General features: G+C 56.5%; 18 protein-coding genes, 1 tRNA gene and 1 pseudogene. 9 read left to right on the forward strand and 11 right to left on the reverse strand.

Annotated elements, in window-relative coordinates; translation table 11 throughout:
* Positions 1 to 135: 135 nt before the first annotated feature.
* Together ACX3M4_RS06655 and rpiA are read right to left on the reverse strand one after the other, a co-directional pair.
* A complete protein-coding gene (locus ACX3M4_RS06655; protein WP_459357802.1) occupies positions 136 to 651 on the reverse strand; it encodes a DUF2059 domain-containing protein in 516 nt (171 codons plus the stop codon).
* A gap of 53 nt (positions 652 to 704) precedes the next feature.
* Positions 705 to 1,397 carry a ribose-5-phosphate isomerase RpiA gene (gene rpiA / locus ACX3M4_RS06660; RefSeq protein WP_459357803.1) on the reverse strand — a complete coding sequence of 231 codons (693 nt, stop codon included), beginning with the start codon at positions 1,395 to 1,397 and terminating at the stop codon, positions 705 to 707.
* Positions 1,398 to 1,793: 396 nt separating this feature from the next.
* On the opposite strand from rpiA, the gene ACX3M4_RS06665 reads away from it, so the two are divergent.
* The gene (locus ACX3M4_RS06665) at positions 1,794 to 3,428 is read left to right on the forward strand and encodes a methyl-accepting chemotaxis protein (RefSeq protein WP_459359382.1); all 1,635 of its coding nucleotides are present in this window, start codon (positions 1,794 to 1,796) and stop codon (positions 3,426 to 3,428) included.
* A gap of 186 nt (positions 3,429 to 3,614) precedes the next feature.
* Positions 3,615 to 4,292, forward strand: coding sequence for a phosphoglycolate phosphatase (gph, locus tag ACX3M4_RS06670; RefSeq protein WP_459357804.1), 678 nt, complete (start codon positions 3,615 to 3,617; stop codon positions 4,290 to 4,292).
* A gap of 6 nt (positions 4,293 to 4,298) precedes the next feature.
* Here the strand turns inward: gph and ACX3M4_RS06675 are convergent, their stop codons facing one another.
* Positions 4,299 to 6,257 carry a DUF4139 domain-containing protein gene (locus ACX3M4_RS06675; protein WP_459357805.1) on the reverse strand — a complete coding sequence of 653 codons (1,959 nt, stop codon included), beginning with the start codon at positions 6,255 to 6,257 and terminating at the stop codon, positions 4,299 to 4,301.
* A gap of 341 nt (positions 6,258 to 6,598) precedes the next feature.
* Here ACX3M4_RS06675 and ACX3M4_RS06680 point away from each other — a divergent pair.
* The 3 genes and pseudogenes from ACX3M4_RS06680 (at position 6,599) to ACX3M4_RS06690 (ending at position 8,426) form a co-directional block, all read left to right on the forward strand.
* Positions 6,599 to 6,673 (forward strand) — tRNA-Val (locus ACX3M4_RS06680).
* 106 nt (positions 6,674 to 6,779) lie between these two features.
* Positions 6,780 to 6,878 (forward strand): annotated as a pseudogene (locus tag ACX3M4_RS06685) (hypothetical protein); the annotation flags it as partial.
* Positions 6,879 to 6,944: 66 nt separating this feature from the next.
* Positions 6,945 to 8,426, forward strand: coding sequence for a site-specific integrase (locus ACX3M4_RS06690; RefSeq protein ID WP_459359383.1), 1,482 nt, complete (start codon positions 6,945 to 6,947; stop codon positions 8,424 to 8,426).
* 1,649 nt (positions 8,427 to 10,075) lie between these two features.
* Here ACX3M4_RS06690 and ACX3M4_RS06695 read toward each other — a convergent pair.
* Positions 10,076 to 10,618: a recombinase family protein gene (locus tag ACX3M4_RS06695; RefSeq protein ID WP_459357806.1), complete on the reverse strand. Its 543-nt coding sequence runs from the start codon at positions 10,616 to 10,618 to the stop codon at positions 10,076 to 10,078.
* A gap of 260 nt (positions 10,619 to 10,878) precedes the next feature.
* Here ACX3M4_RS06695 and ACX3M4_RS06700 point away from each other — a divergent pair, with 260 nt between their 5' ends.
* The gene (locus ACX3M4_RS06700; RefSeq protein ID WP_459357807.1) at positions 10,879 to 12,012 is read left to right on the forward strand and encodes a hypothetical protein; all 1,134 of its coding nucleotides are present in this window, start codon (positions 10,879 to 10,881) and stop codon (positions 12,010 to 12,012) included.
* A gap of 211 nt (positions 12,013 to 12,223) precedes the next feature.
* On the opposite strand, the gene ACX3M4_RS06705 is transcribed toward ACX3M4_RS06700, so the two are convergent.
* Positions 12,224 to 15,091, reverse strand: a complete 2,868-nt coding sequence (locus tag ACX3M4_RS06705) for a class I SAM-dependent DNA methyltransferase (protein ID WP_459357808.1) — start codon at positions 15,089 to 15,091, stop codon at positions 12,224 to 12,226.
* A 1,112-nt stretch (positions 15,092 to 16,203) separates the two neighbouring features.
* Here ACX3M4_RS06705 and ACX3M4_RS06710 point away from each other — a divergent pair.
* Together ACX3M4_RS06710 and ACX3M4_RS06715 are read left to right on the forward strand one after the other, a co-directional pair.
* Positions 16,204 to 16,638 (forward strand): hypothetical protein, encoded by a 435-nt coding sequence (locus tag ACX3M4_RS06710; RefSeq protein ID WP_459357809.1) that lies wholly within the window; start codon positions 16,204 to 16,206, stop codon positions 16,636 to 16,638.
* Between the two features lie 165 nt (positions 16,639 to 16,803).
* Positions 16,804 to 18,669, forward strand: a complete 1,866-nt coding sequence (locus ACX3M4_RS06715; RefSeq protein ID WP_459357810.1) for a tetratricopeptide repeat protein — start codon at positions 16,804 to 16,806, stop codon at positions 18,667 to 18,669.
* Positions 18,670 to 18,721: 52 nt separating this feature from the next.
* On the opposite strand, the gene ACX3M4_RS06720 is transcribed toward ACX3M4_RS06715, so the two are convergent.
* The 6 genes from ACX3M4_RS06720 to ACX3M4_RS06745 all read right to left on the reverse strand — a co-directional run bounded on the left by ACX3M4_RS06720 (position 18,722) and on the right by ACX3M4_RS06745 (position 24,904).
* Complete coding sequence (locus ACX3M4_RS06720) at positions 18,722 to 19,600, reverse strand: class I SAM-dependent methyltransferase (protein WP_459357811.1); 879 nt, start codon at positions 19,598 to 19,600, stop codon at positions 18,722 to 18,724.
* A 27-nt stretch (positions 19,601 to 19,627) separates the two neighbouring features.
* The gene (locus tag ACX3M4_RS06725) at positions 19,628 to 20,317 is read right to left on the reverse strand and encodes an acylneuraminate cytidylyltransferase family protein (protein WP_459357812.1); all 690 of its coding nucleotides are present in this window, start codon (positions 20,315 to 20,317) and stop codon (positions 19,628 to 19,630) included.
* 22 nt (positions 20,318 to 20,339) lie between these two features.
* Positions 20,340 to 21,371 carry a GDP-mannose 4,6-dehydratase gene (locus tag ACX3M4_RS06730; RefSeq protein WP_459357813.1) on the reverse strand — a complete coding sequence of 344 codons (1,032 nt, stop codon included), beginning with the start codon at positions 21,369 to 21,371 and terminating at the stop codon, positions 20,340 to 20,342.
* Entirely contained in the window at positions 21,364 to 23,187 is a 1,824-nt protein-coding gene (locus ACX3M4_RS06735) for an N-acetylneuraminate synthase family protein (RefSeq protein WP_459357814.1), read from the reverse strand. Before ACX3M4_RS06735 ends, ACX3M4_RS06730 begins: the two co-directional genes overlap by 8 nt.
* 257 nt (positions 23,188 to 23,444) lie before the next feature.
* Entirely contained in the window at positions 23,445 to 24,257 is an 813-nt protein-coding gene (locus tag ACX3M4_RS06740) for a ferredoxin--NADP reductase (protein WP_459357815.1), read from the reverse strand.
* 206 nt (positions 24,258 to 24,463) lie between these two features.
* Positions 24,464 to 24,904 carry a hypothetical protein gene (locus tag ACX3M4_RS06745; protein WP_459357816.1) on the reverse strand — a complete coding sequence of 147 codons (441 nt, stop codon included), beginning with the start codon at positions 24,902 to 24,904 and terminating at the stop codon, positions 24,464 to 24,466.
* 104 nt (positions 24,905 to 25,008) lie between these two features.
* On the opposite strand from ACX3M4_RS06745, the gene ACX3M4_RS06750 reads away from it, so the two are divergent.
* On the forward strand, positions 25,009 to 25,854 hold the full coding sequence (locus tag ACX3M4_RS06750) for a LysR family transcriptional regulator (protein WP_459357817.1): 846 nt from the start codon (positions 25,009 to 25,011) through the stop codon (positions 25,852 to 25,854).
* Positions 25,855 to 25,968 lie beyond the last annotated feature (114 nt).

Genomic DNA, 25,968 nt, shown 5'->3' on the forward strand with positions numbered 1-25,968 from the left:
TTCAGGCGCAACCGTCGTACCGGAACAAAAGAAATGGGCCGCTTGCGCGGCCCCGAAGCCGGACGTATCCCGGCCTCACATTTTCGTGCGTCCACCGCACCTAGCGGTGCAGACGGAACGTTCAGGGTATTCGCCCTATTGAGCCTGGTTCTGCTTTTCGAGTTGTTCCTGAACCATGGTCACCATCTGCGTGGAAATCTTGTCCTGCCACTCGCGCGCGGCCGCAACGGAATACTGGGTGATCGTCGGAATGCTCGTGGTCAGCTTTTTGCCCAGATCCGTGTTGTAGAAGTCAGCCAGCTGGATCAGCTCTTCTTCCGTAAAGCTCTCGGCCCAGGCCTTGTAGACCTGATCGTTCAGCTCTGCACGCTTGGGCGCCAGCTCCAGCGCGACATTTTGCGTGACGTCGATGATTTCCTCGGCACGGGTCGGGTCAGACTGAATGAATGCAGTACGGGTCTGTTCTGCCAGAAGCGGCAGGATATCGTCGAAGGGTTCAAGCACCTTCGTGGAAACGGCAACTCTCTTTGCCGCAGCCAGGTGGCTTTCGGAAATGGCGTCCTGGGCAAAGGCGGAGGTCGTCAGGAACGCCGCGGCCATCATAGCTGCGCCCACTGCAGCAGCTCGCCGGAACAATTTCACAAGTTTCATTTTTCTACTCCTAGGCGGCTTTCTTCATAGCCGGAAAGCCAAATCCATACCACTTAGATGGGCAGAACGGTCTTTACCCCATCTGCACCAGCCACGTAAGCTTTTGTTGCAAGATCGATGAAAAGGCCGTGTTCGACAACACCCGGGATTGCGACCAGCCGTGTCCCCAAGGACCTGGCATCAGGGATCTTGTCCAACTGCGCATCCAGGATGAAATGACCGCCATCTGTTAAGAAAGGTGCGTCTTCGCCTCCCCGCAAGGTCAGCTTCGGCGGAAGGGCGAGATCCTGAAACACTTTCAGGATTGCGCGCCGTGTTACCTCCAGCCCGAATGGCACGACCTCGATCGGCAGCGGAAACTGACCGAGGCTTGCTACCTCTTTGCTGGCGTCGGCGATAACGATCATCTGGGCAGAGGCCGAAGCGACGATTTTCTCACGCAGCAGCGCACCGCCGCCCCCCTTAATCAGGGTAAGGCGCGCATCCATCTCGTCGGCACCGTCGACTGTGAGATCGAGCTCGGGCAACTCTTCCAGCGTCGTAAGGCGAATACCGAGACCGGCCGCAAGCTCATGGGTACGCTCGGACGTCGGTACGCCGATAACGTCGAGACCGTTCTCCACCCGCCGGGCCAGGGCCCTGACGAAATGCTCCGCGGTCGACCCGGTGCCGATGCCAAGGCGCATGCCGGATATTACGTCTTCGGCAGCCCGTTCGGCTGCTTCTTGTTTCCACTTGTCGCTCATCGTCCGATCCTTCGGCCCGCATTCTTGCGTCAGGCCATGGCCCGCACAGCTGTTGCGAACCGCCGGGTGCTTAACATGGCCGGTAACCGGCGGTCCAGTGACATTCCCCAATCCGGCCCCAATCCGGCTCCGCTCCCGGGAAGAAACGGGGAAAACGCATAGGGCCGCCGGCGGCTTCGCGGAATTTATTAACCATGATTTCACGGTATTGCGCGAAACTGCCCGCAGTTGTCTGGGGATTGGAAAGTACAAGGTCAGATGAATATTCTTCGGCTGAGACAGCGGCAGACAAGTGAAAAGAATAATTCGAACAAAGACATATCTGCCCCTGAGGAAATTGACAAGATCGCCGGGAGCGGCACCGACTCACAGCTGGACGCAAGCAGGTTGAGCTTTGTGCTCGACAGTCTTGAGGACGATCTGCAGGTCGCCGCCAAGACGATTAATGCGGCTGCGGAAAAAGTCCAGGATCGCCTTGTCAGCCAGATGGACACGCTGGAGGCCATCCGCGGAGACAGTCAATCTTTGGCTGATCAATCGGCGGTCGCCAACGAAAATGCTTCCGGCCTCGCCTCTTCGATCCAGGAACTCTCCAGCTCCAGCAGCGAGATCGGCACCCAGGTGGGTGTCTCCAACCAATTGGCGCAGGAAGCCCGTGATGTCGCCGAAAGGGTCAATCAGGGCGTGATGGAGCTGAAAAGCGCCATTGACGACATCGCAAACGTGGTCAGCCTGATTTCAGACATCGCCAAGCAGACCAATCTCCTGGCGCTCAACGCCACCATTGAAGCGGCTCGTGCCGGGGAAGCCGGACGCGGCTTTTCCGTCGTCGCCAGCGAGGTCAAGGCGCTGTCCGTCGAGACCCAGTCTGCGACGGAACAGATCGTTTCCAATATCGACCGGCTCAACCAGTCGGCCGAACTGAGCCTCGGTTCCGTCAATCAGATCATCGAGGTGATCGGCAAGATCAGGCCAAGTTTCGCCGCCGTCGAGGAAGCGGTTCAGACCCAGGTCGAAACCACCAACCGGATCGGCGACCAGGCCCACCAGACCGCCGAATTCGTCCAGGAGGTCGTCCGCACGGCCAAGACCATCTCACAATCGGCGGCCACTGCCGAGGAAGGTGGCATGCGCGCGCGGGAAAGCGGCGCCGAGATGAGCCAGGCGACCAGTGCGCTGCAGTCTCGCTTCACCATGATGATCCGCCAGACGGAATTCGGTGACCGCAGGCAGCACGACCGTTTGCCTGTCAAGCTCTCCGGGACCGTCGCCAGTGGCTCCGCCTCCTCCCGGCTGGAGACCCACGACATTTCCGAAGGCGGCACGCTCTTCAAGTCGGAACTCGACCGGCAACTGCAACCCGGCAGCTCCGCCCGGCTTGAGCTTGCCGGTATCGGCCAGGTCGATGTGCGCATCGTCGCCGTCTCGGAAAACGGCTGTCACGGCTGCTTCACCAACCCGGACGCCAAGTTCCGTGAAGCGCTGGCGCGCAAGATCGCCGCAATCCATGCCAGCCACGCGGCGGAAGTGGAGCGGGTCCAGTCGGGCGCCGCGCGCATCACAGCGGCCATGGAGCAGCTTGTTGCAACACGCCAACTCAGCCTTGATGACCTTTTCGACACAAAATACAAGCTGATACGCGGCACGGATCCGCACCAGTTCTCTACACGGGCGCTCCAGCACCTGGAAAAGATCCTGCCGGAGATCCAGGAGGAAATTCTCGGCAAATGCCAGGGCATGGCCTTCTGTGCCACCGTCGATCGCAACGGTTACCTGCCGGTGCACAACCTGATCTATTCCAAACCGCAAAAACCCGGTGAGGTTGCCTGGAACACGGCCAACTGCCGCAACAAGCGGATCTTCGACGATCGCGCCGGCCTGAGCGCCGCCCGCAACACAAGGCCGTTCCTCATCCAGTCCTATGCCCGCGACATGGGTGGCGGCAACATCGTCTGGATGAAGGAAATCGATGCGCCTATCATCGTACAGGGCCGCCACTGGGGCGGGTTCCGCACGGCCTATAAGCTGTAAAGACCGGGTAATCGTCTGACTGTCGTGGAACATTTGATCCACCCGCTCCCTCATCCAGAGGAGTGATAAGGAACAGGCCGAAGGAGGCAATCCAACGGCCTTCTCCCCCGGCACCACCTTGAAACCTTGCGGTGAAAGCAATCTCCCGCTAGGCAGGAACCGGATTGCAGCACAGCAGAGGGTTTCATGTCCGTATTGGTTTTCGATCTGGACGGCACGCTTGTGTCCTCCATGGAAGATCTCGTCGCCACGTTGAATGTTGTCATGACGACGGCCGGCCACAACGCCATTCCGGCGGATGACGTCGCAAACATGGTTGGCCTTGGCGCCAAGGTGCTGATCCGCCGGGGACTGGAATTCAACGGGGTCGAAGCGACAGACGCGATTGTCGCGCCGCTCTTTGCTCATTTCCTTGAGCACTATGCCGCCAACATCGCCGTCCACACCCGGCCTTTCGAAGGCGTCGTTCCGGCCCTCGAAGCTTTCAGGAAGGACGGCTGGAAACTGGCGGTCTGCACCAACAAGGCTGAACGGCTGACCCTGCCGCTTCTCGAGGAGCTTGACCTTTCCCGTTATTTCGATGCGGTTGTCGGCGGCGATACGTTCCCCGTTGCCAAGCCGCACGCCGAACCGATCCATGGTGCGATTGAGCGCGCTGGCGGTCAGGTCGAAGGCTCGATCATGATCGGAGACAGCGTCACCGACATCGACGCGGCCCGCAATGCCGGCATACCCGTGATCGCCGTCGATTTCGGCTACACGACCGTGCCGGTCCGGGAGCTTTCTCCGGACCGGGTCATTTCGCATTTTGGCGAGTTGCCGGAAGCCGTCGACGCGTTGCGGAAAGTGCCCGTCAGCTCGTAGGAACTATCAGAACGTCCTGATCGCGTCTCCAAGCTCCACGCGGATTTCCGCCTCGCGCTCGCTCAAGGCAGCAATTTCCCTGTCGATCGTCTCGATCCGGGTTTCCGATTCTTCCAGTTTGCGCGCAGCACGCTTGTAAAGATCAGCTCCCGGTTCGATGGCCTGCAGATTGGCGCGGTGCCGTTCCTGATCGCGGCTTTCGTTTTCCTTTTCCTGCCACAACAACTGGGTCTGCCGCTGGATCTGCGTGATCTCGGTCTGCAGCCTGGAAAGTTCGCGCAGCTTGTCCGCAGTCTTTTTATCGGGCGACCGGTTGGCAAGATATTGCAGCTTGTTCGCGTCCGTCGAAATCAAGGCATAGGTTTCCGATAGTGTCCGCTCCTGCTGCGCCGTGACCGTTTCGGTCTTGCCGGCAGCAACCTCGATCTTCAGCCGGTGGTGGGTCGTGGTGCTGTCCATTTCCTGAGCGGAGGAGAACGACCAGCCCGGGCGCTTGGCATGTTCGATGATGACGGTACGATCGCCATCCGGCGCCCCCTTGACGGCGTAGCGGGTTTCGGCGCGTTCACGCACGGACGCGGTGAGGACACCGTCAGTGACCTTGATCGAGACGATCTGGTTGTCCGCAAAATCCTGCTGCGCAATCAGCACCTTCTTGTCGGTGGCAAAACTCGCCATGCGGCTCTCGCCCGACGGCATGCCGTTGATCTGGGCGTCGCCGACATAGCCTTCCTTCTCGTCGTAAACGGTCAGGATGCCCTTGGGCAGGCTGGCGTCTGTCTCGTTCCTGATCAGGATCGCGGCAACGGGATGCTGCATGCCGCTTTCCGGCTGGAACACGGAAACGGTCTCGGCGGAGACCACCTTGTCGACGATCGGCGCCGACAGCGTCTGGCCGCTTTCCAGCGTGACGGGCCAGGGCAAGGTGAAGGAGGCGGTCACTGCGCCTTCCGAAACTTCGCCGACATTTGCTTGTGCCATCCTTCGCATGAGCGGCTCTGGCGCAGCCGGTGCGGCGAGGCCCGCGATCCGCGAATTGCTGTCCAGGAACGCCTGGCTCTCGGCGACCTCAAACTGCGGTTCCGCACCCGTGTCGGCAGGCGGCACGTAACCTGCGGAGACGTCGATCGGTACTTCCCGCCGCTGTTTCCAGTAAAGATCGTGCAGGCGCTGCATCAGCGTTACCGGTGCGCCGGAAGAAAGCGTCACGCGGACATTGTCCCAGTCTTCGCCGCTGGCATTTTCCAGAACGGCCCAGGCCTGCAGCCTGGCCTTGTCATCGGCCAGCGTCACCACCCGGTAGGCGGTCTTCCAGATCGGTGCTGGTACCACGTAGGAGACCGCGACTTCCCGGGCCCCCTCGCCGCCCACTTTAAGCGCGACGTTCCGCGCGCCATCCGCCTTGCCGCTGCCGACCGCCGCCAGCGCCCGCGCCACTTTCTGGCGGATGTCTTCGTCGAGGAATACGACTTCGGTGTCTGCGGTCAGGAGCACGCCGGTGATGCGCCCGTCGGCAAGGACGGAAGCGACATACGTCTGGCCCTGGTCACCCTGATCCTGGATGGCAACGCCCAGCACGAGTCCTTCCACCGTCGATCCGGCCTTTTCCAGCCGCACCTGCGTGCCCTGCAGTTTCGACAGAAGCCGGGCAGGCGATTGCAGATCCTCTTCCGAAAAGGGAAGGTTCTTGAAGGTCTCGGCCAGCGGATTTGGTCCGGGCAACGTGATCCCTTCGACGACACCGGCCTCGTCGAAGACGACAATGCTTTTCAGCACATCGTTCACCTGGTCGAGCGGCACGGTCATGTTGATAAGCCCGGAACTGTCGATATCCGCCTTGCGGACAACTTCGGCTAGCCCCCCTGAAGACAAGGTGATGCTGGTGATTGGCCCGTTATCGGCGGCAAAGGCAGTGCCGGGAAGGACAAGGCAAATAACGGCGGCGGAAAAGACGCGGGCAATCATTCAAAACACTCCGGAAAACAATGAAGGTAGCGGGATCGTCGGCCGCAAATGCGGCCTTTGTGGGAATAAGAGGAACTCCTCCTGACAAAAGGGGGCCGCTGAACGGGTCAGTTTGCGTCCAAACAGCTTAACCTGCGCGGACCCACACGTTTGCCGAATTCCGCAAAACCTTGCCAGCCTCATTACGCGGGAATCTTGTCGCGAGGAGAGCAGTGGCAAGGAAGCCGGACAATCGGCAACCGGGCAACACGATCCACCGGGAATTAACCCAACGCCGGCAAAAAGGGTGTTGCGCATGGCGTTCGTTTGCCGTAGATACGCGCCATCAGCCGCCAAGGCAGGGGCGATTAGCTCAGCGGGAGAGCACTCCCTTCACACGGGAGGGGTCACTGGTTCAATCCCAGTATCGCCCACCATCATTCAATGATATCAATGCCTTAGTCCGCCAGACCCAACAGTGGGACATACTGGTGAGACATTATCGTGTTCATTCCGAACTATCTCTGCAGGTCCAGGCACGGCGTGTACTACTTCCGCTGGCCGCTTCCCAGACACCTGCACCCGCAGCACAAACCTTCCACAGTGAAAGTGTCGCTCCGTACCAGAGAGCCGAAACACGCATTGCAACTGAGTACGGAGCTGCGCTACGTGGCAAGGAAAGCAGTTGCATACGGACTTACGCACAACATGCGATACGATGAAATACGGAAGTTGATACAAGAGCATTTCACGCAGGCGCTCGAACGGCACAAGCAGCGTATCGCAGAACAAGGTCGTGTATCGGACACACGGCTCACGGCACTTCAGAACAGCGCCGAACTAGCTGAACAGATACTACGTGACGACGAAATTGACATTCTGCAAGCCGAGAGCCGAGTTGCGGACATCATCGTGTCCAAAGAACTACCGATTAAACGCGGTAGCGAAGCTTTTCAGCAAATGCACCGAGAATACCTACGCGGGTATCGTGACTATTGTGTGCAGGCTTATGCACATGACCGGTCGTTTGAGACATACGATTTCACTAATACAGATACTGGCCAACACGCGCTATCTGCTGAGGCTGCAACTTCAGCTAAAGCCGAGAACCAAACAAGCGACGGCACATCCTTGGAAACAGTTATCAGACTGTACAAAGAAGATGCTGCGATTGGGAACCAGTGGGCAGTCAGGACAAAAGCTGAGAAAGAGAAACACTTTGCGCTGCTGTGTGAGGTGATCGATCCGACCAAGGATGTATCAACGATCCAGAACAAAGATGCGCAGCACTTGAAAGAAGTGTTGAAGCGGTACCCGTTAAACCGACACAAGAACCCTGTGACACGGGGTAAGTCGTTGCAAGAGGTCCTGCAGATGCAAGGGCTTCGCCTGTTGGAAACGAAGACGCTGAACAAGTACCTGCACACGTACGGTTCAATGTTCGATTGGGCAATACAGAACGGGTATGTCGAGAAAAACCACTTTAAGAACCTGACCGTCAAAAAGCGCGCCAAGCAGGACGGCGAGAGAGACCCTTTCACAATCGATCAGGTCAAAGTGATCTTGAAGGCCCTGACAGAACCGGGTTCAAAGCTCGCAAAGAAGCCGCACCAGCAATGGGGACCGCTGATATCGCTATTCACGGGCATGCGGCTCGGAGAAGTCAGCCAGCTGCGACTGAAGGACATCCGCGAAGAAAATGGCATCCTCTACTTCGACATCAATGAAGACGGCGACAAAAGCGTAAAAACAGCCGCAGGACGGCGAAAGGTACCTGTGCATGAGAAGCTGCTGCGGTTCGGCCTTCGCGACTACACAGGCACCCTCGGAAGCGATGGAAACGCACGTCTCTTCCCTGCCCTGACGTTCACAGAGAACAACGGCTGGGGCCGCAACCTGGGCCGCTGGTTCAATGAAAAGTTCTTGCCGAGACTGGGACTGAAAACTGAAAAGCTCGTGTTTCACAGCTTGCGGCACACGGTTGTCACCGAACTGTTACGGGCAAACGTTCCCCTGTCGCAGGTGCAGTCAATCGCCGGTCATGAACAACAGACCGTAACTGAGAAACACTACCTCAGTGGATACACGTTGGAGCAACTGAGCAGTGCGATACATAGGTTGCCGTACGGACTTGATACGGACAATGTGGTTGCAATACCGGTAGCTGCTACAAAACGCATCACTGCTTGACGGCATTTCGCTCTGTGACTGGGTGGTGTCAAAAACTCTACGCAGGGCGAAGTTCCAAGACTTTGTAGCGGAACTACTCGCCACAGCAAATCGGAGGTAATTCGGTGCCGACGAAGGCTGTTCGGCAAAGCCGAGGCCTTTGTTTGCATTCGTTGATGTACGGATTTTCTTCAAGTACAGTTCTGCAGAATACCCTCTGCTGTTTTACTAGTAGCGGACTTTGGACCTTATGCATTTTTAAATTGGCAAACTCAGAGAAGCCAAAAAATGACCTTCGTAAAGATATTTGCTGAACGGCTATATTCCGAATGGCTTCCGTCGTTTTGTAATGCACGCGACGACAGATACTCGCCTCAAGGGTTCGTAGACGATAAACTGTGCGAATTAAGTGAGCATGATGCGTACTGGTTTCTACGGGCAATGGATGCAGGCTATGTATACGAAAAGGACGGATTTTTCGTATCTGATGCAAGCAAGTCGTAAGAGCAAATCTTCTGGAGCGGCAGTGCTGCCGATCAACCGAGAAGACTGTTTCTTTGGCTGGAGCCAGTCATTACAATTGGCGCTCTTGCACGTCTAGTTGACGATTTTCAGTAGTCTGCAAAACAGGTTGGTCTGCAGTCGAAGGCACCGTGGCCGTTCGATTTGATTGGATACGGATCAGATGGTCTGGTTGAGGTGCTGGCCTGCGAAGTAAAAAAGACTGACAAAGAAATCTCGCAACTGATGACCGCGATGATGGACTATTGCGCGATGCAAGCACTATCCGAAGAACCGGAAAGAAAGGCACCAAAGAATGCGTACAGGAAGGTCGTTGGCATTCGTCGAACATCGCCATCATTATTCTGGGCCTTGGGACCAGCAGGGAACGGACAATTATTCATTGTAGACCGCACGTCCAGTGAAGACATATTAACTCTAGTACTAACTGAAATTAACAAGCTTCACTTCAATTCTGTATTCAGTATTTCTAACTAGAAAGCAAATCAAGACCGATATTCAATCATTTCCCTGGCACTCACACCACCTACGTATGTACAAAGCGAATTTTACAGATGAGCCACCCCAACAACTAACAGAGAAAACTCAATTGCTCATAACATCCACTGCCTACGAGGAATAACTATCTTCATCAACATCGTGCACTTCAGTATCTCAATCTATTAGTTTCATATATATAAATACAATATCTATCTCTACTAATGAATAACTAGTATAATATTATATATACTACTATATCTTAACCAGAGCTGACTGAGTTGTGTCTGTATCCCGCCCCAACTACCTTGAAACCGATACTGCGCTTTTGCACAGCACCGTTTTCGTATCGCGCTAGCGCCGCCGCCCTCTAGGGAACGATTGCATCTAGTGTCGATGGTAGTGGAATATACACATACACCGAAGCCTGATTAAGTATCTGTATTTACAGGTATACCTTAACCGTCGCTGACTTGAGAGTATCTTGTAGAGCCCGCCCGATAGTTATCTATCTAATAGTGGGCTCAACCATCCAGAGGCGAATTTGCGGGATATCGCCTGCAGGCGTGAAGGAGCGTCTTTCTCCCGCTCAGAGCAATCAGGGTCGCGACGCACGAAGGGTTCGCGTCAGCGGGCTTCTCTGGCCGTTTACCAAAGCATCAGAATGGCCGCTATTCACCAAGTAGACGATAGACAGACGCTCGACCGATGCCTAAGCGCCTTGCTATCTCTGATGCGCCCAATCCCTCTGCCTTCAGCGCGTGAACTTGACCCGGATCGATACTCGGCTTGCGACCCTTGTAAACGCCCTCGGCCTTTGCCTTGTTGATGCCTTCAAGCTGGCGTTCCCGGCGCAGGTTAGTTTCGAACTCGGCAAATACACCGAGCATGTCCAGAAACGCCTTGCCAGCAGCCGTCGAGGTGTCGATAGGCTGCTGGGTAGCCTGAAGCTGCACACCCTTGCTCCTGAGCGTCCTGACGATGTCCTGAAGGTCACCGATGGAGCGGGCAAGCCGATCAACGCGGGTGACCACCAGCGTGTCGCCAGACCGGAGAAATTCGAGCAGCGTTTCAAGCTCGGCTCGACCGGATCGTGACGAACCGCTGACGCGCTCCTTTCGTATCACTTCACAGCCTGCTTGCTGCAGGGCTTCAATCTGTATGGTGAGGTCTTGGTCAGTGGTGCTGACACGCGCATAGCCGTACTTGGTCATTGCCCTACCTGTCTTATTAGCATCTAGACCTGATAGGACATATGTCTCGTAATTGTCAACCCGACTTAAATAAGACGGTGATTGTGTCTCGCTGTGTCGTCTCGCAAGGGTATACTCAAACGATACGCCTCACGGACGACCGGCTGAACAACAGAGTTTTCGTAACGTATTACACTGACACGATTAGCATGCACCACTTGCCCGCTCACAGCGAGTGACGGTAGTCTTATCCCGCAGAGGTTGAGGGGTGTGGTGTTTATATGCCTGAAGTGTTGCCATTTGAGTTCGAACGAAGGTCCGACCGCCTATACATCCACTTCGGCGTGCAGGACCATTACATCAAGCTAGACACGTTTGTCCGAACAGCAGCAAGTGCTCATGATGTCATTAAGGCACTGGATGCTACCTTCTTCAAAGGCGTATTGGACTATGAACTGCTCGTTGTGCCACCGGAGGCGGGATCGTTCCTCGCGAAATTAGTAATAGTTCTAGGTAGTGCCGCTGCGTTCGTCACGATCACTGATAGTGACATTTTGTCAAATTATGTCGCAGGACTGACCGGTAAAACCCCGGCAGAATGGGCCTTCGAACTAGGCAAGCATCATCACAAGACGTTCGAAGAGCCGGAAGTTATGCCCCAGATGGCCGATGATGCGGAAAACGGGACGGATGCCTTAGAACATCCTCCAGGATGGCTAGCACCTTTCGTAGATGATGAAGAAATTGCTTGCATGGCTGGTGCACGGATTATCACGGCAATGACAAGAGAGATACTAGAACGCGATACTGACGAGCTACGAAGCGTCGGTATGGAAGTTGGAAACTTACCGGAAGCACTTGATGCCCGCGCTGATTTCTATTTGGCATGCTTTGATGACAAAGAAGTTCAGCGAATTGGTTTCACGCCTACAGACGACTTTCCTATACCGCGCAACAGCTTTCCTGAACGAGCCCAAAGACCGGTTCGAAGAGAGGAAGATGATGATGTGCCTGAATGGGTCGTTTCGATAGAGAGCATTTATGTCACCTCTCCTAACTGGGACAAAGACGATCAAAGAACCCGCCAGTGGAAGGGAAAGGACGAAACTCGTCGCGACTGCTACTTTGTAATTGATGACGCTGAGTTCTGGGGACTAGTTACTAAGAAAGACTTGCACGTAGAAGTCTTGGATGACTTGAAGGTGCAATGGGCATACCAGATCGCTGACGGGCGCCCTAAGAACCGTCGTGTTCTACGTGTCCTAGAGTTCAACGGAGACAAGCTCGCAGAGCCTCTTTCACCTGCTGCGATAAAGGCCGTGTTAGGGCACTACCTGTCGGAGAAAGCGCCGCAAGCGTTGCCCTCTCTTTTTACAGATACGGACGATCGTTGGAGACAACCTAACGATGAGTAGCCCCGCCACCTTATAGTGGTAGCCATGTATCCATATACAGATAACAGGTCTGTTCTGCTTGCGTGCACTAGGCGCAATGTCGGGTACGGGGGAAACGCAAGGCTGGCCGTTGTTAGATACCTCAACGAAAAAATGTGTCGTAATTTTTGGATCGCACCCGACAAAAAGCCCAACAGCACTCACACGTCCCGCAAGGCAACTCGGCCTGTATTCAAGACTGCTGCGCTGCGCGCAACTGGTTCAGAGCAAACAACCGTTCAAGGACTTCGTCGTCTGATAGATCGGCTGGCCAGCCGTAGGCTGCAGCAACAGCCGCGTCGAGTTCCCTGTGCGCATGCTCAAGCCACGTTGGGCAATCGTTGTATAGGTTGGTCAGCGTCCGCTTCTTAAGCTTCTCCGCAGCGGCATCGTTCACCGGCAGTATGCGTTCGGGATAGCCGGACACCACTTCGGGTTCGCGGCGCACGAGGTCCGACGGGTTCAGCCAGTTCTCGCGAAGCACGTTGAGCTTTTGTGCCGCTTTCGCGATGGCGATTGCTCGTGGATCGCTCGCATATCTTACGGCAGGTAGGTCCGGGGTGAGGCCGTCGGGGAACGGAAACGTTTCGAAGGTCGTCGTCGGCGTGTAGCGGGGCCGGTCCTCAAGCGAAGTACCCATGCGAAGCGACCAAAGCTCATGAAACCGCGAGTGCACTATGCCAAAGGTTGTGTCATCTTCGCGGGCTAACGCTATGATTTGACAGTCGGGACTGATTGCCGGTTCAAGCCAAACGAATACTCTGTGTTTTGATATACGAGGTGTGCCGATAAAACGTGATATCCGGTTCAGTGCGCCAAATAGTCCTTGCCGTGGTTCGACGTGTCTCCACCAGAACTGCCTGTACGTATCTCTTTTGTTGTTCACACGGATCGGCAGCACGTTGTCTTTAATGTACTCAAATGGTCGCTCATACAGAGCTGCATCCGGCTCGGCCATGGTCCACCCGAAGTCGATAATCCAGAAATCTCTTCTGCGTCGGGTAATGTCTAAGCCATTGACCCAAGGCTTTAGTACGTCGCTGTTGGGGCGGCTATTCGGGTTGAGTGAGAGCGACAACCATTCGCGGGCAAGTGTCCCGCTGATGTCGAACGCGCCGCCCTTTGTATCGCCCATGAAGGCAATATCGGCGTTCTCGATAAGTCGCACAGCCTTGGTCAGGTCGAATGACGTTGCGGTCAGGTCAGAGTTGATCTTCGCAACTGGCTTACCGTTCAGGCGCGGTATTTCGTCGGGGTGCAAATTACCGAATAGCAGCAGTGATACGCGCACTGCTGCACCTTCGACCGTCCACGGTTCGTCGCTCCACGCACCAACGATGTTCGTGTCCACCGCGATGCGGTCCATCACTCGCCGGTTAGCACCGCCGCGTACAGAGTTGGTCGTTACAAGACCGGCACGCACTGCATCACCATTGCAGATGGCGGAGCGAGCTTTCTCTAGCCAATAGACTACGAGGTCGGCTTCTTGTGGTACGCGACCATGATACAGATCGAACAACCTATCGACAGTTCCATCGCCCAGGCTGGATCGCAGCATCTTGCCACCAAGGAATGGTGGATTTCCGATGATCGCATCCGCGTGGGGCCATGCAGCTTCGATCCATCGCGGCTTGGCCTCATCCTCGATGAGGGTCATTAGGGCGTCGCGGCACTCGATGTTGTTCAGCGGCTTCAGGATCGGGTTGGTGCTGGCCGCGAAGCCATTCTTCAACATCCACTGAATTTCGCCGACCCATACCGACACACGGGCAAGTTCGGCGGCATAGGGGTTGAGTTCGATGCCTCTAACCGCCTCTGGACCGATATGTGGGAAGCCTCGCGGCAGACCCATCGCCTCGGCCTCCACCTGTGCCATGTGCTCGATGTCCTTAAGGGAGCGAAGGGCGAGGTACAGGAAGTTGCCTGAGCCGCAAGCGGGGTCTAGGACCCGGTAGTCCGACAGTCGCTTGAGAAAGCGATTTAACACGTCCTGAGCGCGGTTCTTCGCCTTCGTGGCAGCGCCACCCTTGGTCGCTTCCGCCTTGGCCATATGGCCTTGTATTTCGGCCTTCGCTTCGCGCCATTCGTGCATGAGCGGTTCGATGATCACCGGGTTGATGATCATCATAATCTTGTCGCGGTCGGTGTAGTGAGCGCCGAGTTGGCTGCGTTTGTCGGGGTCCAGCCCGCGTTCGAACAGGGTGCCGAGGATCGACGGATCAATGTCCCCCCAGTACTGCAGTGCCGCGTTGTGCACGATCTTTATTTCATCTCGTGTCAACGCGAACACAAGGTCATCGTCGAACAGACCGCCGTTGAACCATGCGACTTTCTCGAACCCGATACGTCCGCCCGACTTCATGGCTGTAAATAGGTCCTTGGCGAAACCCTCAAACTCTGTTGGGTCTTCCAACGCACGTTCGAGCATACGTGTGAAGATGCTGTCTGGGAGGAGTTTCACATCCTCTGCGAACATGCAGAACACCAATCGGTTGATGAAATGCGCAACTTTGTCAGCAGGGTGTCCACGTTCGCGCAACGATCTCGCAAGGCGTGCAAATTCGCCTGCAACCTGCTCTGTGAGTTCCTGACGCGTCTTCTTAGGACGAAGGACTTCTGGGTCGCACAGAGCCGACTTCAACCAGCCGCGCTTCTCGGGATCGTTTAGATCGGCAACCGCAATTTCGTAAACCTTGGATACCGAGTTCGTCCAGTTTGTGTGGATGCGAAAAGAAGTGCCAATGTCCGAGACAATCAACAGTGGCGGATTGTTCAGCGCAATGGCGTAACGCTGTAGCTGGGCGAATGCGGCCTCGAGGTTCGCATTGGTACCTTTGTATTCCCAGCCGAAGTGACCGCGCTTGAAAACGTCGGCGAAGCCCTTTCCGCCTGTCGTCTTTGACGCACCGACCTCAAACCCATAGTCCTTGCCAGTGGGGTCCGCTTCTGCCGGTGTGGGCTCACCCAGCATGCGACAGAGGTCAAGGAAATGCTCTTGTGCAGCGGCCCTTTCCTTCAGGGTTGAATTAAGCCATTTATCGATGAATTGCTGAGGGGTCATATAGAGGTGCTACTGCTCTAGGCTCAAACTGAAAGTCGTGGTTGAACATAGAGTTACGGTGCCATACACTGCAACCAGTAATATGATGCAGTATTGGAACCGCAGCCCACGAGGCGCATTGATCTGTGCAGTGACGTCTGATCCTGCTCAATATACAGCTATCTTGCACTTAGCCTTGGTCAGTGGTTCCCGTTGAACCGCAGCCTTCATTCATTTGGACTGTCTGGGTGCCTTGCGTTTTTCAAGCAGTGCCCTCACTCGTTTGACAGCTCGTTCGTGGCTTAACGTTGTTGTACCTTCATGCTTGTCCGGGTCCCATGCTCTTGCCTCTGTACGCAGTACCTCAAACAGTTTGTCCACGTCCTTCTGTGTGAAAAAGAACCGCCTCCCCACCTTGTCGTAGTATCTGTGTCGCGCAATCAGTTTTCGTAGCGTATCTTTACTTATTCTCATTATACCCGCTAGTTCAGTTAATGTGTACGGCTTCTCCATGACACCTCCTAACAACTTCCTCTCTCTGCACACCGCTTCTGCAGCATGCATGAAAACAACTCTCTTCAGCCGTTATTATTCTAGATATACTTTTCAGGAGTGTGAATGCACTTCAACGACGTTTTCGTTAGGCTGATTTTGAGGTGTGACAGATCACCCAAGCTTCGTTGCACTTGGAAACGCCAGTTTTGTCTGCTACAGGTGCGACACAAAGGTGGGACATTGTGTTCCACCACCCACTGCTGCCGTACAGTGCGGAACCAAGGCAAAACAAGCGATTAGCTCAGCGGGAGAGCACTCCCTTCACACGGGAGGGGTCACTGGTTCAATCCCAGTATCGCCCACCATTTCCTTGCTGAAAATCCGGGTTTCATGACTACCGCGCCGTGCGCGGGGTTGGCCTGTTTACCGGCTTTCAAGCTTGCGGTCCTTGATGCCAGAAAATTGGGCATAGTCGCCAATTAGCATGATTGGCGGAAGACAGATCGTCTATCCTGCCGGAAATGAGCCCCGCGGGTGCTGTCGCCATTCCGGCTTTCGACAATTCAACGGGATACCAGATCCGCGCAAGATGGCCCCGATATCGGTGGGGCATGGATGCAATGAACTGCAAGGTCCTCATGATTGCCGCTGTTCTGGCCACCGCCTGTCCCGTTATCGCGGGCCCGGGGATTGCTGCCGTGCAGCAGGACGCAGGCGCCCCGCTGAATGTTGTCAGCCCGGTGTTAGAAGCTGGCCGCAATGCCTTGGGAGCAAGGTCTCCGCGCTTTCAACTCGTCCAGTCGGATTTCCAGCAGCAGCAACTGATCCTCGAACTGGAACGCCAGCGCCTTGAGCAGGAACGCAGGGAACTGGAGGAAATGCGCCGCCTGCAGGCGATCCGGGAGCAGCGATTGCTCGAACTGCAACTCCAGCGGCAACGCACCCAGTTGCCAACGAACCGGGAACAGTATCAACGCCAGCAGTACCGCCCGCAGGACTATCGCCGTCAGCAGGACCAGTCGCAACAATACCAGCGCCAGCAATTCCAATCGCAGCAGTTCCGCCGGCAATAGGCGTAAGCGTCAAGCAATCCCCTGCCTGCAAGCGGGACTTGCATGGATACATTCAACGAAAAAACTGCAAATCCCCAAGGGAATCCGCACAGAATAGCCCCCTGCCTGCCATTCCGGTTGCGTCCTGCTATTCTGGTGACGTGATTCCTTCATGGCAGAGAAGATATGGCGATCCAAACCGCGCAACCCACGCAAAACAAGCAGGCCCTTGAAAAACTCCTGAAGGGTCTGGAACACCAAAAAGCGGGCGAGATCGAAAAGGCGCAACGCTGCTACCAGCAGGTACTCAAGAAAGCGCCAAACCATCCCGATGCCCTGAACCTGCTTGGCGTCACCTACCGGCAACTCGGATACCCGAAGCGGGCCATCGAATTTATCCAGAAGGCGATTGCGCGCAATCCGAGGGAAGCCAGTTTCTATTCCAATCTTGCGCGCGCCATGATGGATCTCGGCGCGGACGCGGACAGCCTCCTCGCGCTCGCCAACAAGGCGCTTTCGCTCAACCCCAAGGAAAAGGAGGCCAGAAATCTCAAGGGTATAGCCTTGACGAAAAAGAAGGAATTCAACGAAGCTGAATATATCTTCCAAGGCCTCATCGTCGAATTTCCCGACTATACCGAAGCTTACCAGAATTTCGGCCTCTTGTTGATGGATGCGGGCAATGCCGAACATGCGGTCAATTTCTTCTTCAAGGCGGTTCTCCTCGATCCGAACAATCCCGAGAACTATATCCAGCGCGCCCGGGCCCGGCTGACGATGAAGCAATACGAGCCGTCGCAATTCGAACTGACCGAAGCGCTCGAGCGATTTCCGGGCAACAGTGACGTCGAGCATGAGGCCGCACGGCTGCTCTTCAGCATGAACGAGACTCCGAAAAGCGTGAAATACGCCGAGATGTCGCTCAAGTCCGACCCGCGCAACTATCACAAGGCCATTACCCTGGGCGTCGCCTATCTGATGAATGGGCAGCACAGGGAATCGCTCGACACGATGCTGACCGCGAAACGCCATGCACCCGCAGACAACAAGACGGTCGACTGGAACCTGTCGCTTGCCTATCTCGCCAACGGAGATCTCGATAACGGCTGGGCGCTCCACAAGGCCCGCTTCGAAGACAAGGCTACCAAGGTTCACAACCGCAAATTCGACGTTCCCGCCTGGCAGGGCGAGGATATTTCGGACAAGACCGTGCTCGTGTGGACAGACCAGGGACTTGGCGATGCCCTGAAGGCCGGAACGATGCTGCCGGAACTGCTTGAGAAGGCCGGCAAGGTGATCGTCGAATTGTCCGCAAAGGGCGCGAAATTCTTCCAGTATTCGTTCCCGCAGACCCTGTGCCGGCGCTCGGAGATGGACAAGGACCTGAAGTCGACCATGTCCGACTATGACCTCCATGCGAATATCACAGACCTCGTCGACTTCTTCCGCCCGGATATCGAATCCTTCCGCCGGGCGCCCTGCCCTGTCTATTCCTTCGAGCAGGACCGCGCCCGAGGTTATCTGCAGCGGCTGAAGGGACACGAGGACAAACCGGTGATCGGCGTCTCCTGGCGCTCAGGCAACCTGGCGGTCAATCGCGCCCGCTACTATCTGTCCGCACCGGCTTTCGCGCCCATCGTGGAATCGCGCGATGCCATCTTCGTCAACCTGCAGTACCGCGCGGTCGAGAAGGAAATCGAATTCTTCCAGGCAAAGGCGGCGGACAAGTTCAACTTTTTCGAGGACGTGGACCTTTTCGACGATTTGCTGGGAGCCGCCGCGCTGACGGCCTGCTGCGACTTCGTGGTCTCGGCCAATACCAGCGTTGCGGACATGGCGGGGTTGCTGAATGTGCCGAGCATCCGTTTCGGCCAACAGGAAGCTGCGCTGCTGCTCGGGCAGAAGAACCCGCCCTGGTATCCCTCCATGACCTACATGGTTCCCTATGCAGACCGTCCCTGCGCGGATTTCGTGCCGGAGATCATCAAGGAACTGGACCGTCAGCTGGAAAACTGGACACCGGCACGGCGCAACGAAAGGCTGGGGCTTTAGGTCCTTTTGGCCATATCGGGTTTCCCGGAAGCTAGAAGCGACCGCCGGGACCTCACGCGGGATTGCGGGCTATCGCCACAAGGGTGTCGGTGGCGTCGATCCGATTGAGTGCAGCTTCATAGGCAGAGCGCAGCTCAGTCGTATCAAGCGTTGCAAGGGCCGATTTGTGCCCTCCCGGGCGGCCATCCGAAAGCCAGGTCAGGTGATTTGACAGCGGATAGCGTTGAACGCCTTCAATGATGACATTCTCAAAACCTCCCGCTTCAAGAAGCCGGCGCAGGCTGTCGCGTGTGTGCAGCACCAGATGCTGGCTCCAAAGCGTGAAAGCCTTGAACGCATCGCAATGCAGCTCCTTCAACAGAAAGTCGCCAGCATGCGGTACTTCGATAACCGCCGTTCCGCCTGGTTTGAGCACGCGGCGTAGATCTGCCAGGGTGGAGAGCGGATCGGGAAGATGCTCCAGGACATGGAAACTCAAAGCAGTGTCGATCGAACCGTCCTGCAGTGCATCCAGCGATGTGTGGCAGACAATGCCTTCCCGGTTCAGTGCCTCGACATAGTCCTTTTGCAGCTCCACCCCGAAGCAAGCGGAGGTACGGTCCAGTATAGCGCGCAGGAAGGAGCCGTCACCACAGCCGAAATCGACAATTGAACGGCCACTGACGAAGGGTAGATATGCGGCCGTCCGGCGAGTGGCGTCTCGCGAAATTTCGTAGTCCCGCGATCCGGTTTTAGCCAGGTTAATGTCCCGGTAGCGCCCTTCCTCGTAGATGTCGTCACCGCCATAAAAGCCGTCGATATAGATGACCCCAGAGCTTGTGTCCCGGTACACGGTGACATCGTCCCTGTCCCGCGTTCTGCACGAATAAACTTCCCGGCTTTTCTGATCGGCAACACCGATCCGTGACAGGGTATCAAAGATGCTGGTCATCGAAGGAAACCTTACAAGTGGGCGGCGTCACGGCATGCGCCCGGCTGCGCGCGCAAACGCCTCAAGCGCGATCCAGTCACGCGGCGTGTCCAGATCTATCTCCGTTGCCTCGGAGAGTACCACCGGCACGCTCCGGCCGAAGAACCGCTGGCCGGCGGCGGCAAAACCATCCTTGCCGAAAGCATAGATGGCGCCGGTTTCGCGGTATTGATGCGGACGGTCCTGACGGCGCTGGCGTGGCTTCGACGCGTCGTGATTGACGCCGATGCCAGTACCGTCCTCGGCGATCTCCCAGAGAAAGGCATGCACCTCGACAACGGAAAAGGCGGTGTCGGCAGACAGTCGCGAGCGCTCATGCACAACCTGATCGATTTCCGCCGCGGTCGTCAGCGGCGAGGTACATTGCAGCATGACGATGGTTTGCGCATCTGCGCAGCCGGAATGTTCGGCGATTGCATGCAGAACGGCGGCTTCGGACGAAGCTTCGTCGCCCGAGATCGCGGCGGGACGTCTCAGGCAAATCGCGCCGTGTTTTTGCGCGACATCCAGAATGGCATCGTCGTCGCTGCTGACCAGAACCTCGTCCACCGTCATGGCAGCGAGGGCAGCCTGAATGGAATGGGCAACCAACGGCAAACCAAGAAACGGCCGGATGTTCTTGCCCGGAATGCCTTTCGAGCCTCCCCTGGCAGGGATGATCGCAACGGTGCGTGCCATGGTCCTCAGTTCCCGCTGCGGCTCAAAGTCCCGGGCTTTCGACGGCGGCCTTTTTCAGGTCGTAGATTGCCATCCGACGGGCAATTTCCGGCGCCAGCACCTTCGGCTTCCAGCCCAGGGTTTCCTCTGCTTTCGAATTGTCACCGCGCAGATAAACCACGTCTGACGCGCGGAAATAGCGTGGGTCTACATAGGCAATCAGACGTCCGGTCTTGCGGTCATAACACTTCTCTTCCGCGCCCTCGCCTTCCGAATGCAAATCGAAACCGACTTCCGCCGCCGCCATGAACAGGAATTCACGGACGGTATATTCGGTGTTGGTCGAGATCACGAAATCATCCGGCTTATCATGATCCAGCATCTTGATCATCATGTCGGTATATTCCGGCGCATAGCCCCAATCACGCACACTGCTCAGGTTGCCGAGCGGCATGGCGTCGGCGTTCTGCAATTTGATGCGGGCGAGCCAGCTTGTGATCTTGCGGGTGACGAATTCATAGCCGCGCAATTCGGACTCATGATTGAACAGGATGCCCGACGTGGCGAACATGTTGTAGGCTTGGCGGTAGTTCACGACCAGAGAATGTGCTGCCAGCTTTGAAACCGCATAGGGGCTAAGCGGATTGAAGGGCGTTTTTTCTGATTGCGGCTTCTCAAGCACATCGCCATACATTTCCGAGGTTGAGGCCTGATAAAGCTTCGCATCCAGCTTCAACAACCGCAGTGATTCCAATATATTCATGACGCCCATATAGTTCACGTCAGACGTATACTGCGGAAAATGGAAACTATCGGCAACAAAACTCTGAGCCGCCAGATTAAAGATCAAATCCGGCCGAACCTCGTTGAGAACATATTGCACGTTCGAGTATTCAGTAATCTCAAGAGTACAGAACTTGACCTTATCCAGGATACCCAGTTCCTTCAGGCGCCCGGTCTTGGACGTGCTGCCGCGGCGCATGGCGCCCCAGACTTCGTCGCCGCGCTCAAGAAGCGCGCGCGCAAGAAAAGCGCCATCCTGCCCAGTGATACCGGTAATCAGCACCTTAGCCATGTAGTCCTCCTAATTGCCGGATAGCGTTTTCAAACCCGTCCCCTTCGGACAGGTGTCCTTGCCAGACCTCGAGCACCTTGCGATGCGGCCCACACAGATAGGCTCCCGGATCGCCGAGATCGCCCTGGCCAAACTCGATCCCTTCGCCATCGATTCCGACAGCGTCGGCGATATGGATATGCCGGGCAAGGGGCATCAGCCTGTCGCACCACTCGCGCCAGTTCGTCTTGGAATAGTTGGCCGAGAGGATCAAATGTGAAAGATCAAGGCAAATCTCCATGCCGATGTCGTTGACGATCTCGATATCATCGTCGCCGCAGAACATGTCGAGCACATCCGCACCGCCGAAATACCAGGCGATGCGCGGCAGCCATTGCGGATAGATCGGCGCGCCCCTGACGCGACCGGCCTCGTCGAGATACGTCTGGAGTTGCCGGTAGGTTTCCGGCTTGCCGCTTGGACGGAGCCTCGAAAAACTGCCGACGATCGGAACTGCGGCACCTGTTCTGTCTTCCAGTTCGAGGGCCAGATCGACGCAGGTGTCGATAATCCGACGGCTGCCGAGGCGGGTGTGGTCGTCGCTTGCCAGGGGATCTATCAGCGTCTTGCTGTCGATATAGTCCGGGATGTGAATGGAGTAGTACCGAGTGAGGTCGAGCTTCGCCAGCCCTTCCGCCATCGACCGACCAAAGGAACCGACCTCTTCGTAGGAAAGATGCAGCTCGTTGTTGCGGATCGGAAACCGGGACTGAAGCACTTTGGCATCGTGCAGCCGCAACGGGATCGACAGCTGCCTGTCGTCGCAAAAGGTCACAAGATCGGGCCCGATCGGCGCCTTGGCCTCGGTAAAATGCAGATCCGTTATCGCCGTGCCTGCAATGACCGGCCTCCTCACGGACGTCAGGCCGCGCCGTTTGACTGCGCTCCAAGTCAGCCCCTTTCGCGGCGCTTTGACCACGGTGTTTTCCGCGGACAAGACCTCACCTGCGGCAATGTTCCGGCTGGCATAGAGCGACGAACCAAGGTTCTGCATGTTGATGCGTTCACCCTGGTTGATCTCGCGCCGGCCATTGCCCTGCACGCTCGCATAGGCATTGAGCAATTTGCACAGGCGGCGGAACTCTTCCGGGTCGGAGCTGGAGCTGTCGTCGATGCCCCGGCCATTCTTGTCGAGGGTCAGGTGCCGTTCGAACACCGTTGCCCCGTTGGCGGCGGCGACCAGGCACACTTCCCAATCCTGATCGTGGCTGGAATAGCCGACCGGTGCGGTTGTCTTTTGCCGGAGCGTCTCGATGAACCGCATCTGCTGATTTCCGATAAGGACCGGATAGTTGGAGATGCAATGAAGAAAGGTGATGTCCGGAATGTCGGCCGTCGCCTCGATCGACCGGAAGATGTCATCCTCGCCGTGTCCGCCGGTGCTCAGGATCAGCGGTTTGCCGAGACCGGCCATGGATCGGATCAGATCCTCATTGAGGAGTTCGGCCGACGGAACCTTGAAGAAATCGAACTCGTGGATCCGATCGCCGAAGTCCGCCACATCCTGGAACTTGAAGAAACTGATGCCGGCGGCCATGCCCTTTTCCCGGATCCTGGCAGCCAGGGCGAGGACAATATCCGGGGCGATGTAACAGTCGTCGATCTCCCGGCTCAGGATCTCGTCGCCGATTTCGTGCGTGGCCTGGTAGAAACCGTGTTTGGAGCGATACTGAAACTTCGCCCCCCAGGCTCCAGCCGCGGCCGCAACGTCGATCAGCTGTTCGGCAACTCCTGAAGATCCGCGGTGGTTGATGCCAAGTTCAGCGATGATCTTCATCTCAAGCAATCCAGGCCAAGCGTATTTTGACTTAAGTTCAGTGTCGTTTGACCGGAGAGTATTGCAAGCCCTAAGCGGTTGATATTGATACCGCCCGGGTTGCCACTGCCTTCCACAGATAAGCACGCTTGGCGCCATCATTTCACCGGTTAGAGGCGCAGCTTTTGCCTAGTGCCCGGTCATATCCGCATCAAAACGCAAAAAAAGGCCGGAATTTCCGGCCTTTGCTGATTCTGCTTGATGTTTGCCTTCGGTGATTAACCCACGAAGGCCCGCTCGACCACGAATTCGGCCGGCTTGTTGTTTGCGCCTTCCGTCAGGCCTGCTTCTTCGAGCAGCGCCTTGGTGTCGCGCAGCATATCCATGGACCCGCAGATCATGCCCCGGTCGATAGCCGGATCGAGCGGCGGCACGCCGAGATCCTCAAACAGCTTGCCGGACTTGATCAGATCGGTGATGCGGCCTTTGCGCGGAAATTTCTCTCGTGTGACCGACGTGTAGTGAACCAGCTTGTCCTTCGCGTATTCGCCGATCAACGGATCGTTGAGAGTCTCCTGCACAAGGTCCTCGCCGTATTTCAGCTCGGCGACCTCACGGCAAGTATGTGTCAGGATCACCTGGTCGAACTTCTCGTAGGTGTCCGGGTCGCGGATCAGGCTGGCGAAAGGCGCGATACCCGTGCCGGTGGAGAACATGTACACCCGCTTGCCCGGGACCAGCGCGTCATTGACCAGCGTTCCCGTCGGCTTCTTCTTCATCAGAACGGCGTCGCCGGGCTGGATTTTCTGCAGATGCGAAGTCAGCGGACCGTCCGGAACCTTGATGGAAAAGAATTCCAGCTCTTCGTCCCATGCCGGGCTGGCGATCGAATAAGCGCGGTAAAGCGGCTTGCCATCGATCATCAGGCCGATCATCACAAACTCGCCGGAACGGAAGCGGAAGCTTGCCGGGCGGGTCATGCGGAAGCGGAACAGACGGTCCGTGTAATGCTGGACGGTCTTCACTTCTTCCACGAAGGCACCGGCCGGTGCGGCAGCTTCGAGATCGGCGGGTTTGGCAAGTACGTTCATGTCAATCGGGGTCCGTGGTCATCGCACAATCAGAGTTGTGCTCCATGTAGCACCAGTCACGCCTTGACTTGAAGCAACTCCGATCCACTAAAATCGCAAACTTCAAAAAAATCATTCTAAAAATTCGCGCATTCGCAGCGCAACGCGAATACCCCGTCCTAAAACGGGGCATCCGGCACGTCAATCACCGGCTTCCGGCGCTGCCGTCAGACCATCGGTTGGACCGTGGTGACGGTTTCCCTGAAGAAATCCAGCTTGCCGTCCGTTTCGTGGCTGAGGATATAGGTCAGGCTTTCGCACTCCGCTTCCCGGACAGGATAGTAGAAGCGCTGCTTGAACCGGGTGACATACCAGCCGTCCCCGAGTGCGCGAGATCCTAGCCCGAGGATCTTCGTACCTTTTGGAAAGACCTCCGTTGCCAGCCGCTGCAACACGCAGCCTATCTCCTGAAGACTGCCGGCAACCTGCCAGGAAACATCTGTTTCATCCTTGTAGTGGTCGATCCTGAAATCGAGCTCCGGAGCGAGATGAGCGACCAGTTCCGGCGAACCCTGCTCGAAAAGGTTCAAAACATTGTGGATTGCAATCGGCTCCGCGCGGTTCAGCGGAAAGGCGGCATCGATGGTGTCGGGCAGAATGGCATTCATGGCAGAACTCCTTCAGGGCAATTAATCTTTGCCCTTTGGGTTATGCCTGCGCGCGTTAATGCGATATACTCCTATGTTATCTATCTAATACATAGGAAAAACCTATGATTGAAGTGACCCCCTTGCGCTATTTCGTCAGTTCCTTCGAACTCGGCACGATCAGCGCAGCGGCCGCCGCGCACGGAATATCGCAGCCGTCCCTTTCCCAGGCACTGCAAAAGCTGGAAGACGGGCTGGGGACCGGCCTCTTCGTGCGTACGCGCAAGGGATTGCGTCCGACGCCGGAAGGGCGGGATCTTTACCGGCATGCCCAGACGATCCTGAACGCCGTGCAGGAAACGGAAAGGCGTTTCCGTCAGGAGACGCCGGTGCGGCTCAGCCTCTACACGGCGCCGGACATCCTTTTACCGCCGTTTCAGGGCGCATTCCGCGCGCTGCGGTCTGCCCATCCTTCGCTTGATCTGCGTTTCGAGGCAGAAGCAGGCGATGCCGAACTGGTGCTGACCGACCGGACCTGCGCTCCGAAAGGCCACCGATTTCACGAGCTTTACAACGAACCCTATGTCCTCGCGGTCCCGAATTTCCATCCGCTTGCCGGAAAACGCCTGCTGTTGCTGGACGATCTGAAGTCCCTCCCCCTGATTGCCCGCAGATATTGCCCCTTCTACGATGCCATGCTGGCCGAACTGACGCTCGCCGGCCTGCCCTTGAATGTGACTGCGGAAGCTGTCCACGACCACCAGGTGCTGGAACTGGTCGCGATGGGATTTGCCGCCGCACTTTTGCCGGCGAGCCACCTTTCCCTGAAAGAAGGCCTGACCGGGATTCCCGTGCAGCACGAGCGGCTTGGCGGACGCAATGTCGGCATGGCGGTTAAAAAGACGGCATTCGCCGATGAGATGTTCCGCATCTGGCTGACGGGTTGGGCAGCGTCCACACTTCATTTGTGACATTTCAAGGAATGTGATCGCTGTTAGCGTTTTTTATTTGACAGATAAATACAAACTGCAAAACTCATGATAAATCAAAGACTAGCCGCAATAATACCTTCCAACGAGGCACAG

The organism is Roseibium sp. M-1 (assembly GCF_054515675.1).